Here is an 18463-nt window from a genome sequence, read left to right on the forward strand (position 1 = left end):
ATTTACAATTAATCCATTTTAATTATGCATTCAATTTTAAAATTTCTTTGTGTATCACTTTTCTTTATTACATATTGTAATAATGCTCAACAAGATTCTAAAATATTCGAGAAATTTGAATCTAAGTTTTATAATATTGATGGTTATAAAATTAATGTAGAAACTAAAGGTACTGGTGATCCAATATTCTTTTTACCAGGTGGACCAGGAAACTCGCATGACTATATGCAAGGCAATTTTGGGCATTATTATAAATCTAATACAGTGGTTTTTTTCGATTGGTTGGGCCGTGGAAAAAGTGATAATGCTAAAGACCCTAAAGAATACTCTGTAGAAGCAGATGTAGAATTAATAGAAAAATTAAGAATAGTATTAAAATTCGATAAAATATCTTTAGTAGGACATAGTTATGGTACTGTACCAGCACAAGCCTATGCTATTAAATATAAAGAAAATGTCGAAAAAATGGTTTTAATAAATGGTTTCCATAGCGGCGCTATGTGGCAAGCCAATTGCGACAGTTATAACCACTATGCAAAAACACATTTTCCAGAAAAATGGAAAAAAGTAGACTCTTTACGTGCATTAGGTTATGTTTCAAGTGATCCAGAGTTTATGAAAGTTTACAGTAGCTTTCCTACCAAATATATTTATTATCACAATACAAATTTAAAACAAAACACGCCTAAAACTAAACATAAAAGCTGGGATAACACTGTTTATGTTTCTATAATAGGAAAAGATGGTGATTTTGATGTGTCTGGGAGTATGATTACACAAGACTATAGAAAAGATTTAAAAACCATAAAAGCTAAAACACTAGTTATAGCAGGACGTTACGATGGTGTATCAACTCCAGAATTTGCTATTCAATACAAAAAATTTATGCCACAAGCACAATTTGAAATGTTTGAAAATAGTGGCCACAACCCATATTTAGAAGAACCAAAAAAATTTTACCGCATTTTTGATGCTTTTATAAAATAGAAATAAACTATTTTTGAAACCTGAAACAGATACGATTTTATGAGCGAGATTAAACACAACTGGACAACAGAACAAATATTAGAGATCTATAACAAACCATTAATGGAGTTACTTTACGAAGCTGCAACAGTGCATCGTTTACACCATGATCCAAATACCGTTCAAGTAAGTACTTTATTATCTATAAAAACAGGTGGTTGCCCAGAAGATTGTGGGTATTGCCCACAAGCAGCAAGATATCATACAGATATTGAAGGCAACGATTTAATGTCTGTTCAACAAGTAAAAGCACAAGCATTACGTGCAAAATCATCTGGAAGTTCTCGAGTATGTATGGGAGCTGCATGGCGTAATGTAAAAGATGGCGAAGAGTTTGACCAAGTTTTAGAAATGGTACGTACCATTAACAAACTAGATATGGAAGTTTGTTGCACACTTGGTATGATAACAGAAAACCAAGCACAACGTTTAGCAGAAGCTGGTTTATATGCTTATAACCACAACTTAGATTCGTCTGAAGATTATTATAAAGAAGTAATTTCTACTCGTGGTTTTGAAGACCGTTTAGAAACTATCGATAACGTTCGTAAAACAAATGTAACGGTTTGCTCTGGTGGTATTATTGGAATGGGAGAAGCCATAGAAGATAGAGCAGGAATGTTAGTAGCATTAGCCACGCTAAATCCACAACCAGAATCTGTACCAATTAATGCACTTGTTGCTGTAGAAGGAACGCCTTTAGCAGAAGAAAAACCAGTTTCTATTTGGGACATGATTAGAATGGTAGCAACAACAAGAATTGTTATGCCAGAAACCCAAGTACGTTTAAGTGCTGGTAGAACAGAAATGAGTCGCGAAGGTCAAGCCATGTGTTTCTTTGCTGGAGCAAATTCTATTTTTGCTGGAGACAAACTTTTAACAACTCCAAATCCAGATGTTAATGAAGACATGAAAATGTTTGAAATGTTAGGTTTAAACCCACAAAAACCGTTTATAAAAAAAATGCAGCCTGAAACTGTAGAAGCATCAGATTCTAAATTTGAAGCTTTAGGTGAAAAACCAAAATGGTCAAGACCAGAACATAAAATTGAGCGTAATGAAGAGGCGAAACAAAAAGCAAAAGTTTCAAAATAGTTAAAGTATTCACATAAGATTTTCAATTTAGATACGTTTTCTTAACTTTGACTGACTAATTATTCAGCTTTTTTTGAAACTAAATCTTCAACATATTCCTCGTGTAAAGACAATTACAAAAGAGGATTTCCTAAACCTCTACTATAAACCTCAAAAACCAGTAGTTATTGAGCGTTTTATTGAGGACTGGCCTGCGTTTTCTAAATGGAACTTGGAATACATTAAAGCAGTTGCAGGAGATAAAACTGTACCTTTATACGACGATAGACCTGTAGATTATAAAGATGGATTTAATGAGCCTCACGCAACAATGAAAATGCGTGATTATATTGATTTGCTTAAGCGTGAACCTACAAAATTTAGAATATTTTTATGGAATGTTTTAAAAGAAGTTCCCAAACTTCAAAAAGACTATAAATTTCCAGATTTTGGATTGCGTTTAATGAAAGGGTTGCCAATGCTCTTTTTTGGTGGTACGAACTCTCACACCTTTATGCATTATGATATTGATCTAGCCAATATATTTCATTTTCACTTTGAAGGGAAAAAACAATGTATTCTATTCGATCAAAAACAAAGCAAATATTTATATAAAATCCCGCATTCTTTAATAGTTAGAGAAGACATAGATTTCTCTAATCCAGATTTTAATAAATGGCCTGAACTAAAAAATGCAAAAGGCTGGGAATGTGAACTAAATCATGGAGAAATATTATATATGCCAGAAGGCTACTGGCATTACATGCGCTACATTACACCTGGTTTTTCAATGAGCTTGAGAGCAATAACTAGAAACCCTAAAAATTTAGCTAAAGCGTTATATAATATCACAATAATGCGTAGTTTTGACAACCTAATGAGACGCATAAAAGGTCAAAAATGGATTGACTGGAAAAATAACAAAGCAATTACAAATACAAACAATAAATAAAATGAAAAAAATAATACTTATAATTACTTTATTCTCGACTTTGGCTAGTTTTGGACAAGCTTTTAGTGGTAAAGGAGACCAAAAACTATCTGTAGGTGCAAATTTACAAGACAATGCAACAGGAATTAGTTTAAGTTATGACTATGGGTTAGGCGAAAACATATCTGTAGGTATCGTTACTGCTTATGCTTTAAATACAGATGTAGACTCTGCAAGTTTTGGAGATCGTTATGATATTAAAGCAAGATTTAACGCAAACCTTGGTAACGTTTTAAATATTAGTGACAACTTTGATATTTATCCAGGATTAAGTTTAGGACTTAAAAATTTTGGTGGTCATTTAGGAGCACGTTACTTTTTTACAACAGGATTTGGTGTTTTTGCAGAAGTAGGAACAACATTAGCAAAATATGAAAGTGATACACTTAGACTAGATCAAAAAATTCATAACCAATTTGTTGGAAATATTGGAGCTGTTTTCAATTTATAATTCATAAAATCACACTCTAAAAACGCCCTTAAATTTTTAAAAATTTAAGGGCGTTTTTTATACTATTTAATTAAAGCATTAGCTTTATCATAAACCAAATGTGGCTCCCAACCACGATACAACAAATAGTTTATAAACTTCTTCTTTTTCTTTAAAGTATTGGTCTCTCGAATGGAAAGTGCTGTTTTTTCGGCTAAATCATTGAAAAACTCGACATACTCATCGTCCGAAATTTCTGCAAGCGCAGCATTTATATTAAATTTGGAGATGTCTTTTTTCTTAAGTTCAAGAGTTAATCGACGTCGCCCCCATTTTTTTATATTGAACTTACCTCTAACATATGTTTTGGCAAAACGTTCTTCATTAAGATAGTTGTGCTTTAATAAATGAACAATGATTATATCTGAAGCTTCAGGAATCATATTCATGCTTTTTAGTTTTTGTCTCACTTCGTGATGACACCTTTCTTGATATGCACAGTAATGCTCCAATTTTTTGGTTGCTTCATCCACTGTAAACGTTTTGTTTTTATACATACATCAAAAATAAGCTATTAAACAAATAACCAAAATGCCCTAATATGAAAAATTTTTACTCATTATTAACTCTTTTTTTATTCTTCTTAAATTTAGGGTTTGCACAAACTATAATTTATGACGAAGATTTTACTGGCCAATTAAACAAAGGAGCAACATATAATACAACTACAAATTTAACCGAAGTAGATTTAAGTGGCGTAAACTGGACAATAGATATTTCTTCTGTCACTTTTAATACGGGAGATAGGTTTAAAGTTGTAAACGGAAATAGATTTCTTGAAGCTCGAGATTTAGACGGACAAGCAATATGGTATTCTCCATCAATAAATATTAGTTCTTTTACAGATATTCAGTTTTCTTTAGACGCTACAGAAAGCTCTCCTGCTAACGATAACCTTGAAGATGCAGATACCTTTATTACAGAATTTCGTATAGATGGTGGCGCATGGACACAAGCAGGAAATAATGGTTTTATACAAAATGATTATACTAACACCGTAGTATCTCACAACACATTATTAAATGGTAACACTTTAGAGTTAAGAGTTTTAATTACAAATGATGGAAATGGTGAGCGCATGCGTATTGACAATGTTCTAGTACAAGGTATAGCGCCAATAACTCCAACAATAACTATTAATCCAAATACTAACACTATTCCTGCATTAAGTGTTGTTGAAAACAATGTGTCATTAACCGAGGAAACATTCTCTGTTCAAGGTTCATCTTTAACAAATGATATAATTATTACTGCTCCTGCAGAATTTGTTATTTCAGAAAATGCAAATGGCCCTTATTTAAATACTATTACCTTAACACAAACTGGCGGAACAATAAATCCAACAACTATATATACAAAACTAGCCTTTGGTTTAACTCCAAATACTTATAGTAATACAATTACTGTTTCTAGTACTGGAGCTACAAACGAATTAGTTTCAGGTTCTGGAACTGTAATAGCACATACACCTGCCGCAAACTGTGGAGAATTATTAATTTCTGAATATCATGAAGCTGCAGCTGGAACAGCAAATGAACAATATATAGAATTATACAATCCTACAAATACTGCTATAGATTTATCAAACTATCAAATAGCAAGATTTATAAATGGAAGAGTTAATTATAATCCAGCAATTAGAACAATTCCTGCTGCACAAGGTTTTATTGCTCCATATTCAACATTTTTAATAGCCAGAAACAACTCTGAATTATGTAACAACGGTATTGCTGATTACTGTACAGGAAGCGGTGCATTAAATTTTGATGGAAACGATGTTATCGCGCTTCAAAATAGCAATGGTGTAAATATAGATGTTGTAGGCGTATTAAATGTAAACAACAACTTTGGCCAAAACGTAAATCTAGTAAGAAACTCTAATGTTCAAACACCAACACCAACATATAATAATGCAGACTGGTCTTCAAATCCATCAAACAGTATTACTCTTTTAGGCTCTCATGTAAGTGATTGTGAATGTTCAACAACAGTTACTTGGGATGGTACATCATGGACTCCATTTGCACCAGACAGCAGTACAGCAGTAATTTTAACTGGAGATTATAATGCCAGTATGTTAACACCAGGTTTTACAGCTTGTAGTTTATCTATTAATGCAGGTGTTACTTTAACAGTTGAGAATGATTATACCGTAGAAGTAAAAAATAACGTTACAAATAGCGGAACTATAATTGTTCAAACTAATGGATCATTTGTTCAAAACAATGATTCTGGAGTATTTCAAAACACAGGAGGAACTTCAAGCGTTTCAAAATTAAGCGCGTTTGCTAGTGATTGGTTAGAATATACATATTGGAGTTCACCTGTTTCGGGAGAAACTATTGGCAATGCGCTTTCTCCTTCAAATCCTAACAGAAGATTTAGATTTAGATCAGAAAATTTTGAAGATAATTATGCTGAAACAAACAACGCAAACCCTGTAATTAATATGCAGGACGATGAAGATGATAATGGAAATGTATGGTTATTAATGAGTGCTGCAGATGCTATGACTCCTGGTGTTGGTTATGCTTCAACATTATCTGCAACAGCTTTTTCAACTCCACCTGGTGGTGGCACTGCTCCGCCAGTAAGAGTTAACCATGAGTTTATAGGTGCATTTAATAATGGCATTATACCAGTTACTATTTATAGAAACGATGCCATTAATACAATTTCAAGTGTAAGTGGTGACAAAAACTGGAACTTAATTGGTAATCCTTATGCAAGTGCTGTTTCTATACCAGACTTCTTTGCTGAAAACATGTATAGCTCGACAAATACTTCTGGCACAATTGATGGATTAATATATTATTGGTCTCACGAAAATCCTCCATTAAACACGAATAACGGTAACTCTCAAAATAATTTTAGCCAGTCTGATTATGTTATGGTTAACGAGTTAGGAGGAACTACTGCTGGAGACCATAATGGTGACGGCACTATAGATGCTAATGATATTCCTGACGAATTTATACCTTCTGGACAAGGCTTCTTTGTAACTTATAACGATATGGCTCCAGGAGCTCCATCATCTATAACCTCATTAGATACAGGTGCTGTAATTATGGAAAATCAAGTTACGTTTAGAAACTCTATGCGTGTAAGTGGTAATAATGATTTATTTTATAGAAACGCTAACCAGCCAATTGAAACTAATAAGCTATGGCTTAATTTAACTACAGATACTGGTGTATTTAGCCAATTATTAGTTGGCTATAAACAAGGCGCTACAAATGGTTTAGATGGCGCAAGATTTGATGCTATAAGAAACAGATCTTTTGGAGATCAAACATTTTTTTATTCTATAATTGAAAATAACAACCTTAATTATGCTATTCAAGGTAAAGCGCCAGAAAGCTTAACTATAGATGAAGTTATCCCACTTGGTATCTACACATCTATTACTAATCCTGCAACTTTTACTATTTCTATATCTCAATTTGAAGGTGACTTTTTAAGTAATAATACTATTTACCTTAAAGATAATTATGCAAGTTCAATACATGATTTAAATGCTTCAGATTATAGTTTTACCACAACAAATGGTGAGTTTAGAGATCGTTTTGAAATTGTATTTAATGCAAGTAGTCTTGCTGTTGAAGCGTTTTCTACTAACGAAACTAATTTAACTATTATAGAATTACAAGATGAAAATGTTCAATTCTCTTTAAATGGAAATAATAATTTAAGAATAGAAGCGGTTAGAATTATTGATATTTTAGGTCGTGAACTTTATAATTTCCGCGGAAGCGAAAAAACAGAAATTTACAATTTATCTAAACTAAGTACCAGTACTTATATTGCTCAAGTAACACTATCTAATGGAAAAGTAATTGCTAAAAAAGCAATTAAAAAATAAACCCAGTCTTAAAAAAAGAAAAAACGTGATATTGCTCTTAATAAAGTACTATCACGTTTTTTTTTAGAAATATAAAAATAACGTTTTCATAACAAATATGTATCTTTAAAACTATATGCAATCCTTTAATTTGTAAAGTACTAACTATACTTTTTTTTACCAAAACCCTTAAAATTTTAGTCATGAAAAACGCTAAACTACTCCTAATTTTAATTATTTTTTCACTTTCATATATTGGTTATGGACAGGTTTCTGAAAATTTTGATGGTTGGACCGATAATTCATATGGAGGCATCTCTACATATTCAGGTCCATCTGGAAATTGGGAAACTAATAATTCAATCTGTGCCCCTAATAATGCAAGAACAGGAAATGCAATACGTTTTAATGATAATAGTGGAGAAAATGAATATTTACTGTATAGTGGTTTAGATGGTAATGGAAAAGATAATGGTATTGGAGACATTTCTTTTTGGTACAGACATTGGAGTGGTAATGCTAGCAATGTTCAATTTCAAGTACAATACAGTAACGATGGTACAAATTGGAATAATGCTGGAGGAATAGTTTCTGCAACCTCAACAACATATAATCAATTTACAACTACGGTAAATATAACTGGTGACGATTATTTTATTAGAGTAATTTCTATTGATGATGCAGAAAGGTTAATGATAGATGATTTTTTAATTACAGATTATACCGTTGCACCATCAGATTTAGTAATTTCAGGAACTGAAGATCATGGTTCAAGCTGCATAGGTGTTGCGGCAACAACCATACAATACACAATAACCAATAATGATACTTCTGTAGCTTTAGGTGTAGCTGTTAACTCAAATAATTCAGAATATGTTATTAGTGGTTTATCTTCTACAAATATAATTCCCTCTGGTACTGCTACTTTTAATGTTACCTATACACCTACAACAGTTGGACCAAGTACAGCAACAATTACAGTAAGTAGTTCAACTACAACAAATGCTACTATAGATTTAACTGGATCTGGTGTTTCTGTTCCTACAATAAACACACAGCCAAATAATCAATTAGTTACAGAGCCCGAAACAGCTTCATTCTCTGTTACGGCTACTAATGCTAATTCATATCAATGGCAAGTTTCAACAAATGGTGGTTCTACTTTTACAAATGTAACTACTGGAACTGGTGGAAATACAGCTAATTACACGACAGAAAACACCATTTCAACAATGGATAATTACCAATACCAGTGTGTTGTTACTAATTCTTGTGGGTCTATTACTTCTGGTACTGCTATTTTAGATGTTTTGCCAATTTCAGAAGTTATTTTAAATTCAAATAATCCTGCTACGGCTGCAAGTACAATTGTACAAGCCGAAGACAATCATGTTATATATCAGTTTGATTTAGCTGTAACAGCTGCAACATCTAATGCAGAATTAACAAGTGTAGACTTTACAACCAGCGGAAGTTATGCTGCTTCAAATATTACTAATTTTAAATTATGGTACGATACTACAAGTACCTTTAATGCTTCGACATCAATATTTTTAGAAAATTTAACTACAGGATTAGGCACAGGAACCCATACCTTTTCTGGTCTAAACCAAACAATTAATACAGGATCTACTGGTTATTTTTTTATAACAACAGACATACCATGTACTGCGACTGCTGGAAATACAATTCAAGTAGATGCTTTAACAATAGCAAATCTTACATTTATTAGTGCAAATAAATCTGGAACCGCGTACAGTAGCGAACTACATACTTTTATAAGTGCAACACCAAACAATGTTACTGGCCATTTTTTAAGTGATTGTGAGAATGGAAACACAACAGTGAATTGGACAGATCCTGCAGGATGTAGTGATAATATATTAATATTTGCCACAGACACATCATTCTCTACACTTACACCAACTGGCAACGGAAGCGCATATACAGCAAATACTATTTTTGGCAATGGTACTGCGTTCGATGGTGGTTTTTGTATTTATAAAGGTACAGGGAATACAGAAACAATAACCGGTCTAACAAACGGTACTAATTATACTTATAAAATTTTTACTAGAAACGACTTATTGTGGAGTACAGGTGTGATTATAGATTGTACTCCCAACATTACCTATTGTGATGCTGGACCAACCTCTACTACAGATTCAGAAATTGAAAATGTTATTTTGGTTGGCGAAAATAATTCTATTTCAAATGACACCTCTGGAATATGTACTGGTGCTACTGGTGGAGAGGTTAGTGATTTTACAGCAATGAGTGCAGATTTAGCCGCAGGAAGTTCATATTCTCTTTCTGTAGAGTTTGGAGATTGTAATGATGGTAGTCAATATAGTGGTGCTGGAGGCGTTTGGATAGATTGGAATAATGATGGTGATTTTAATGATACAAACGAAACTATTGGTACTTTAGATGTCGCTGTTAATACTGGAAATATAATTGAAACTTTTTCTATTAATGTTCCAAGTGGTCAAACCATTGGAAATTACAGAATGCGTATTGTTCAAGAAGAAGGCGGAGATTTAAACTCAATTTCACCATGTGGTACATTTAGTTGGGGAGCTGTAGAAGATTACACTATCGAAGTTATTAGTGCATGTATTGCAACACATAGTATAACTAGTATTTATCCATCTTCTGGGCCTGTTAATACAAATGTAACTGTAAATGGTTCAAATTTTTCAAATTTAACTACCGCTACTTTTAATGGGCTAACTGCTACTATTGTTTCTCAAACATCTACAACATTAGTTATAACAATTCCTCCAGGAGCAACCACTGGAAATTTAGAAATTTTTGATGATCTTTCATGTTCTACTGCAACGCCATTTAATATTATTGAGAGTTCTGGAAATTGCAATAGTGCTACTAATTTAATGATTACAGAAGTATTTGATAATAATGGAGGTTCATTAGGTTATATTGAAATTTATAACGGTACAAATACGACTATTGACTTAACTGAATATAGAATCTCTAGATATGGAGATTTAACTAATACAGTACCTACTTACTCTTATAACTTTCCAACTACAGGAGTTGGAAGTAGTATTGCATCAGGTGATGTTTTAGTTGGTAAAATTAGTTCGGATGCTGGTGGAGCAGAAGATTTTAATTTTGGCGGCAATGGTTTTAATGATAATGATAGGTTAGAACTTATACATATTGCAACCTCAACGGTTATTGATGATTTTCATGATTCGATAGTTCAGTCTGTTGGGTATGTATATAGAAGAAATGTAAATATTTCTAATCCAAATCCAAATTATGACTCTGCTGAATGGACAACGGCTACCTCTGGTTCTACTTCAGATTTAGGAAACTTCTCAACAACATCTACAGGTGTAACACCATCAATTACATCGCAGCCAAATGTAACCTCTACGTGTGATAATGCAACCTTTGCCATTACTGCTGCTGCTGGAAACTCTGGAACATTAACTTACCAATGGCTGTATAATGATGGTACAACTACTTCATGGTTTAATGTTACTGATGCTGCATTTTCTTCGGGAGTTGTTACAGGAGAAACAACAAACACTTTATCAATTTCAGGTTTCGATTTAACTAACTATCAATTTTATTGTTTAGTTACAGAAGATGGTGCTTGTGCAATTGCCAGTAATGCTGCAAGGTCTAACCCTATGAGCACAACATGGAATGGAACCTGGAGTAATGGCGTACCAAATATAGCTACCCAAGCAATAATAAATGCCGATTATGACACTGCTACTAATGGTAGTTTTAGTGCCTGCTCATTAATTATAAATAATTCGGGATCTGGTTTTACTGTTACAATAAGTAATAATACATACATAGAAGTAGAAAACAATGTTGTTAATAATGGTGAAATTATAGTACAACATAGTGGTTCTTTTGTACAAAACAATGATCTTTCTACCTTTACAAATACAGCTACAGGATTATCTAGAGTAACAAAATTAAGCGCATTTGCTAACGATTGGTTAGAGTATACATATTGGAGTTCTCCTGTTGTTAATGAAACTATAGGTAATGCATTATCACCTGCAGATCCAAACCGTAGATTTAGATTTAGAGCAGAAAACTTTGAAGATAATTACGCCGAAACGAACAATACAAATCCTGTAATAAATATGCAGGATGACGAAGATGACAACGGTAACGATTGGGTATTGGTTTCTGGAACAGATGTTATGAACCCAGGAACTGGTTACGCAGCAACATTATCTACTACATCTTATAATCCTCCAATGGCTGGAGCTCCTTTAAGGGTTGCACACACCTTTAGTGGTGAATTTAATAATGGAATTATTCCTGTTACTATATATAAAAATGACAATATAGTAAATGACAAAAACTGGAACTTAGTAGGTAATCCTTATGCAAGTGCTATTTCAATTCCAGACTTTTTTGCTGAAAACGTATATAGCACAACCAATACTACTGGAACTATTGATGGCGTTATTTATTATTGGTCACACCAAAACCCACCTTTAAGCACAAACAACGGTAACTCTCAAAATAATTTTAGCCAGTCTGATTATGTTATGATAAATGAAATGGGTGGCACTATTGCAGGAGATCATAATGGTGATGGTACTATTGATGCTAATGACACTCCAGATGAGTTTATACCGTCTGGGCAAGGTTTTTATATTACTTATAACCATGATGCTCCTGGAACAGCTTCAAGTATTAGCTCTCTAGACACTGGTGCTAGCATAGTTGAAAATACCATAGTTTTTAATAACGCTATGCGAGTAACTGGTAATAATAGTTTATTTTACAAAAACGCTAGTCAACCTATTGAAACTAATAAATTATGGCTTAATTTAACTACAGATACTGGTGTATTTAGCCAATTATTAGTTGGTTATAAACAAGGCGCAACAAATGGTTTAGATCCTGCTAGTTTTGATGCCATAAGAAATAGATCTACAGGAAACCAAACCTTCTTTTATTCAATTATAGAAAACAGTAACCTTAATTATGCCATACAAGGTAAAGCGCCAGAGAGTTTAACTATAGATGAAGTTATCCCACTAGGTATTTATACATCTATTACTAATTCTGCAACCTTTACTATTTCTATATCTCATTTTGAAGGTGATTTTTTAAATAATAATACTATTTATTTGAAAGATAATTATGAAGGCGTAATTCATGATTTAAGTGCTTCAAATTATAATTTTACCACAACAAATGGTGAATTTAGAGATCGTTTTGAAGTTGTATTTAATGCAAATAGTCTTGCTGTTGAAGCGTTCTCTACTAACGAAACTAATTTAACTATTGTAGAATTACAAGATGATAACGTTCAATTCTCTTTAAGCGGAAATAGTAATTTAAAAATAGAAGCGGTTAGAATTATTGATGTTTTAGGTCGCGAGCTTTATAATTTCCGCGGAAGCGAAAACACAGAGGTTTACAATTTATCTAAACTAAGTACCAGTACTTATATTGCCCAAATAACACTTTCTAATGGAAAGATAATTGCTAAAAAAGCAATTAAAAAATAACTGTTTTATAGTACAAATTTAATTGATGTGATTAAATTTCTGCCTGGCGCTGCAATACCAGATGAATATGTTTTGTAGCGTTGGTCTGTTATATTTTCTAATCCAATAGTTAGATTTGCAAAACTATTTAATTCGTATTGAGCAGTTAAATTTAGTGTGTACCAAGATGGTGAATAAGGGTTTCCGTTATTGTCTAAAGCATAAATATAGTCTTTACTAACCTCAGATGGCGCTAAATCGTAGTACGATAATTCTCCATTATAGTTTACAGAAGCATCTGCTTTAAACTTATTTTTTGTCCAGGTTAATCGTGTGTTTCCAAAGTTTGGAGCAACGTGTCTTACTGGGTATTCTACTTCATCTGTTTCGTCTGTTCCGCCAACTACATTGTATTGAGAGCTTAGTGCTAAGTTTTTAGAAACGTTTAGTTTTGCGCCAATTTCAAAACCGTAGATATAAGATTTTGATGCGTTTTGTATGGATTGTACATTACTTAATTCGCCATTATAAACAATTTCTGTTTCACCATTTAAATCGCCATCTCTTCGTACTAAGGCATTATCTAAATAAGTGTAATATGTTGCCATATCCAATATTAAGACATCATCAAAATTTAGTAACAATCCTAATTCACCACCATAAGCATATTCTGGTTTTAAATTATTATTAGGCACCACTACAGATCCTGGTTCTGAGTCAAATACTTTACCAATATCATCTATATTTGGAGCTCTAAAAGCAGTTGAAAAATTTAATTTCCATTGTAATGTTTTATTTGGAATCCAACTCATTCCTGCTGTTCCTGTTAAGGCTTCAGAGTTGTTTTTTGCTTCGTCAAAAGGTAAATTTAAATAAACGTTATTAGCCTCGAAATTTGCTTTAGATAGTACTTTATTAAAACGTAATCCACTTTGAAATACAAATTTTGAGTTTGGCTTATATTTTAAGCTTAAATATGCTGCTAAAGATTGCCAAGTTGCATTATCTGGATATCTGGTTACAATATTTGATGTTTCGGTTGTTTCTATATTTTCTTCTTTTGCCTTAGAGTTTACTTTATTATAAATATATTCTAAGCCGTAAGATATTTTTGTTTTAGGGTTCAAGGTTTTTTCTAAATCTAAATTAAAAGAAACTGCATTTACTGCTTCTTCTTTTATACTTTTAAAAACACTTTGGTAATCTCTATCAATACGACTTTCCTGAAAATTTTGATACGCAACTGTAGCTTGTATTTTATCGTACAAATTAGAACTACTACTTAGTTTAGTAATGTTTAAATTACTCATAAACCAGCGTTGTGGTCCATAATACCATTCGGCAGATCTTAACTCTTCTCCTCTGTATCTAATTAACCTATCGTATCTAGGAGTGTTTGATGTAGATGTATAAAATAAACCTAAGTTAAAACTCAAATTATCTTTTGGTTCGTAACGCACTTTTTGCATTACATTTATTTGATTGTAACCTGAGTTTTTTTGCAGCTTTGGTTCGCTGTTACTTACTATTTGATCTTGATTATTTGTAGTAACAACAAACTCTGGCCTTAAATAATCGTTTGGTCCATGACTTCCCATTTTTAAATCATTAAAATCTGAAAAGCTAGCATTAGTTATAAATGCCCATTTTTTAAAGCCATAATTTACACCTAAATGAGCTGTTTTTTCTTGATTAGCTGTTGCATAACGTAATGTTGCAGTAGTTTTATAGTAAGTAGAATCTGTATATGATAGTTGTGGCTTTTGTGTATAAAAACTCATAACGCCACCTATGGCATCGCTACCATATATTACAGAGCCTGCACCTAAAGATACTTCTGTGTTTTGTATTGTAAATGGGTCTATAGAAATTACATTTTGAAGGTTTCCGCCTCTAAATATGGCATTGTTCATTCTAACACCATCTACTGTAATTAATAATCTATTTGTTGAGAAACCTCTAATAATTGGGCTACCGCCACCTAACTGGCTTTTTTGTATAAATACTTGGCCTGTTTTTTCTAATAAATCTGCACTGGTTTGTGGGTTTGTGAATGCAATAGATTTTGCATTAAAATTTACAATCTTATTTGGAACATCTCTTTTATCTTGTTTAAATTTTGAAGCAGAGATAACTATTTCTTCTAAACCTTGCGTTAGTGGTTCAAGATAGATTACATCTCCTTTAATTCTGCTTTTTTCTACTGATAAAACATCGAAAGCAATATGTTTAAAAAACAAAATATCGTCTGGATTAAAAATGTCCAGATTAGCTTTACCATTAAATTTTGTTATAACACTTCGAGATTGGTCTTGATTGTATATAGCTGCACCAACTATTGGTTCTTGCGTTTTTTTATTAGCAATTAATATTTCTTGAGCCTGTAGGCTTAGTACTAAACAAAATGAGAATATAATGTAGAGTATTGGTTTTTTGTATTTAGTTGAAAACGTCATTAAAAACTTGTAGTGATTTTGGTTTTTTAAAGCTGCCCAAATGTAGTTCAAAATACAACAAAATAATGGCTAAAAACGATTGTCTTTGTTTTGAATTCATTTTGACTTCTTCTAACGCATCAAATGTTGTGCCCAAAAGTGTTTTTAAGAGTGTTAAATTTTCGCCCGAAATACAATATTTACTACTACTCATATCTTGAAATTCTCCTGCCTGAAGATTAAAATATGGCAAGTTTATATCTGTAATATCTGGGTAAAACCCTAAGTGTTTTGTTAGGTTTAATAGAAACAATAAATGAAAGTTTGAATAACGATCATTAGTATCTAACCATTGCAAGGTGGTTTCTAAATAATTATATAATGTAGCATTTTGTTCTTCCTCTTGTAAAGTAGTACTTAACACTTCGGCTAAAAATAAAACAATAGCGCTTTTTAATATATTGGTGTGTAAATTGGAGTAAAGGTGATTTATTTTAACTTCTTTTACATACTGCAAGCCTCTTGCCTGCTTATAATCTGTTACAAGATGTAATTGTGTTAACAATTGATAGTAAGCAACTTTAGATCCTTTTTTTTTAGATTTTAAAACACCACGTAATAAATAGCTAACAATACCAAATTCTTGCGTGTAGCATTTTACAATAAGGTCATTGTCTTTGTATTTTAATTTAGAAAGTACAATAGCATTTGTAGTCGCAATCATTACCTTACTATCATTACTTTTAATACTTTAGTTTCTATAGAATCTAAATCTGTTAACATTATTAAATACACTCCTGAAGCAACAGTAACATTTCCTAAATTTTTACCATTCCACAGTGCAGTGCCACCATCTATTTCTAAATTAAAACCTTTAAATTTTCCATTGGTTCTAGATTCTGCTTCTGTAACTAGGTTTCCTTCTATATCTGTAATTTTAATATTAACATTATCTGTAAGACCTTTTATTTTTATTTTATCGTTATTGATATTAAAGCTTGGTCTAACAGGATTAGGAAAAACGTAAGCATCTTCAAGTGTTTCTTCTGGCTTAGAACTTTCTGAGCCAAAAGCAACAAGTCCTTTTTCTGTTGCAAAATATACAAGGCCGTTTTCATCATCTATTGCGATATCTAAAATATCGTTTGATGGTAATGGTGAGTTATCTTTAGTAAAATGAAATATGGTTTCTTGACCATCTGATGATAAATAATACACACCTGTATCTAAAGTACCAATCCATTTATTATTTGAACCATCAACCTCAATATCTGTTATATATTGCTGAAAAAGTAATTCTCTAGGCGTACCATCGTCTAAAACTATAATATCTGAAACTTGAAATGTTGGGTTACTAAAAAACTCACTAGTATTATAAATCACTCTTAAGCCACGATCTGTACCAATCCATATAGTGTTTTGTAAATCTGTTTCTACAGTCCAGGTTTTTTCTGAAGGCATATTAAACTCAACATCTTCAATAAATTTTTTATCGCCGTTGGTATCTACTCCAATTATTCCATAATTTAAACTAGAGATAAATATTTTACCATCATCGGTAAATGTAATATCTGAAAACCCTAAATTACTAGTTCTTGGGTTTATAATATCTTGCATATTTATACCTGTCCATTGACCATTTTCTAATTTATTTAAACTATTATCAACACGTCCATTCATTACCCATAATGCACCATTACTATCAAAATTATTAGCTAAAACTAAATGTATGGCACCAGCAAAAGGAACTAATGAACTATTATCTTGATTAAATATAGAAATGCTTTCGGTATTAATATCTAAAAGTCCTGAGAAATAAGAGCCAACATAAACTTGGTTTGTATTAAATGGGTTAATTGATAAATATGATAAATACCATGGATTTGATACTGCACTTGCTATAGAGTCGTAGCTAATATTATTCCATTCTTCATTTTTTAAATGACTTAAACCAGAGCGCCTTAAACCTCCATTAAAATTATATGTAACAGAGTGACCGCCATGTGTTCCCCAAACCTCTCCTGCTTGTGTTTTTATTTTGAAAAACTTATTTAATAAAGGACTTTCTGGATGTATTTCTTGATATACTGAAGTATCACTTACATTGGTTTGTAATATCCCATAGCCTTCCTGTCCTATTGCAGTTGTATAAATACCTTGAGTACCAATATATATATTATTATTTTGGCTTAATGATACCGCTGTAAATAACATACTAACGTCCTCTATAGTTTGAGCGGTAGCAACAACATTTAAAGACGTCTCTGTATTGTATACGTATGCTTCTTTTTCTGTAGCGATTAAAAGGTTACCTTGCTCTTCTCTTGTATCTACAATTAAATCACTATATACTACCAACTCTGAAATAGCATCGTTTATAACGCTGTATAACCTTCGTGTTGATCGTGAGGCAAATAACTTATCGTTAACACTCGTAATGCCAACCCAGTTTGCAGATACTATTCTTGTCCATTGGTTAAAGTCTATAAGGTTTGGGTTAGAGACTAAAGCTTTGCTAATACCAACATTTGTAGCAGCATAAATTTGATCTTCAAAAATTGTAGTTTGGTTTATTTTTATTTGAGAACCGCCATCACCAATATAATAGGTGTCACCAAATTCAAGGTTATTTATATCGTAAAGTGAAATTCCAAAATCTGTAGAAATATATGCGAAATCATTGTAAATCATAAAATGATTTATACGCTTGTTATTTGGTGGTATTGTGGGTTTATCTATAATATCTACAACGGTTAAAAAATCGTTTTCAGATTCTTTATACACCTGCATTAAACCATTTTCAAAACCAATTAACAACAAACCTTTATTTTGAACATATTCTATGCTAGAAATAGTTTCTCCAGATAAACCGTTTATAGTTGATAATTTTTCTATTTCAAGTGTTTGCTTATCATAAGTAAATATTGCATTTTCTGCAGCACCATAAACTTTAGTTTCTCCTTGAGAAATATCTTTAATATCTAAGTATGAAAAATGGCCCATCCATGAGTCTGTAAAATCTTGTGCAAACACATGATTAGAATTAAAAAGCAAAATAAAAGCAACAATTAGTTTAATACTACGCATTTAGCAGGATTTACAGGTATA

At 32.1% G+C, this 18463-nt stretch carries 11 protein-coding genes; 6 read left to right on the forward strand and 5 right to left on the reverse strand.

Features of this window, described 5'->3' with window-relative positions; genetic code table 11:
• Window positions 1-24: 24 nt before the first annotated feature.
• From LACAL_RS04265 to LACAL_RS04280, 4 genes are all read left to right on the forward strand, one after another.
• The gene (locus LACAL_RS04265; protein WP_013869474.1) at window positions 25-987 is read left to right on the forward strand and encodes an alpha/beta fold hydrolase; all 963 of its coding nucleotides are present in this window, start codon (window positions 25-27) and stop codon (window positions 985-987) included.
• A gap of 39 nt (window positions 988-1026) precedes the next feature.
• Window positions 1027-2121, forward strand: coding sequence for a biotin synthase BioB (bioB, locus tag LACAL_RS04270; RefSeq protein WP_013869475.1), 1095 nt, complete (start codon window positions 1027-1029; stop codon window positions 2119-2121).
• 73 nt (window positions 2122-2194) lie between these two features.
• A complete protein-coding gene (locus LACAL_RS04275) occupies window positions 2195-3052 on the forward strand; it encodes a cupin-like domain-containing protein (RefSeq protein ID WP_013869476.1) in 858 nt (285 codons plus the stop codon).
• 1 nt (window position 3053) lies between these two features.
• On the forward strand, window positions 3054-3542 hold the full coding sequence (locus LACAL_RS04280) for a DUF6646 family protein (RefSeq protein WP_013869477.1): 489 nt from the start codon (window positions 3054-3056) through the stop codon (window positions 3540-3542).
• A gap of 62 nt (window positions 3543-3604) precedes the next feature.
• Here the strand turns inward: LACAL_RS04280 and LACAL_RS04285 are convergent, their stop codons facing one another.
• Both LACAL_RS04285 and LACAL_RS15620 read right to left on the reverse strand, forming a co-directional pair.
• A complete protein-coding gene (locus tag LACAL_RS04285) occupies window positions 3605-4078 on the reverse strand; it encodes a regulatory protein RecX (protein ID WP_013869478.1) in 474 nt (157 codons plus the stop codon).
• Window positions 4079-4430: 352 nt separating this feature from the next.
• Entirely contained in the window at window positions 4431-4556 is a 126-nt protein-coding gene (locus LACAL_RS15620; protein ID WP_371200060.1) for a hypothetical protein, read from the reverse strand.
• A gap of 103 nt (window positions 4557-4659) precedes the next feature.
• Between LACAL_RS15620 and LACAL_RS04290 the strand changes: the two genes are divergently transcribed.
• Both LACAL_RS04290 and LACAL_RS04295 read left to right on the forward strand, forming a co-directional pair.
• Window positions 4660-7443, forward strand: a complete 2784-nt coding sequence (locus tag LACAL_RS04290) for a lamin tail domain-containing protein (protein ID WP_371200061.1) — start codon at window positions 4660-4662, stop codon at window positions 7441-7443.
• A 182-nt stretch (window positions 7444-7625) separates the two neighbouring features.
• Entirely contained in the window at window positions 7626-12941 is a 5316-nt protein-coding gene (locus tag LACAL_RS04295; protein WP_013869480.1) for a GEVED domain-containing protein, read from the forward strand.
• A gap of 5 nt (window positions 12942-12946) precedes the next feature.
• Here the strand turns inward: LACAL_RS04295 and LACAL_RS04300 are convergent, their stop codons facing one another.
• The 3 genes from LACAL_RS04300 to LACAL_RS04310 are packed head-to-tail and all read right to left on the reverse strand — an operon-like array spanning window position 12947 to window position 18442.
• Entirely contained in the window at window positions 12947-15376 is a 2430-nt protein-coding gene (locus LACAL_RS04300; protein ID WP_013869481.1) for a TonB-dependent siderophore receptor, read from the reverse strand.
• Window positions 15360-16079 (reverse strand): DNA repair protein RecO, encoded by a 720-nt coding sequence (gene recO / locus LACAL_RS04305; RefSeq protein WP_013869482.1) that lies wholly within the window; start codon window positions 16077-16079, stop codon window positions 15360-15362. The genes LACAL_RS04300 and recO overlap by 17 nt, the downstream gene beginning before the upstream one ends.
• Window positions 16079-18442: a hypothetical protein gene (locus LACAL_RS04310; protein ID WP_013869483.1), complete on the reverse strand. Its 2364-nt coding sequence runs from the start codon at window positions 18440-18442 to the stop codon at window positions 16079-16081. The genes recO and LACAL_RS04310 overlap by 1 nt, the downstream gene beginning before the upstream one ends.
• Window positions 18443-18463: the final 21 nt, after the last annotated feature.

Source organism: Lacinutrix sp. 5H-3-7-4, assembly GCF_000211855.2.
GTDB lineage: Bacteria > Bacteroidota > Bacteroidia > Flavobacteriales > Flavobacteriaceae > Lacinutrix.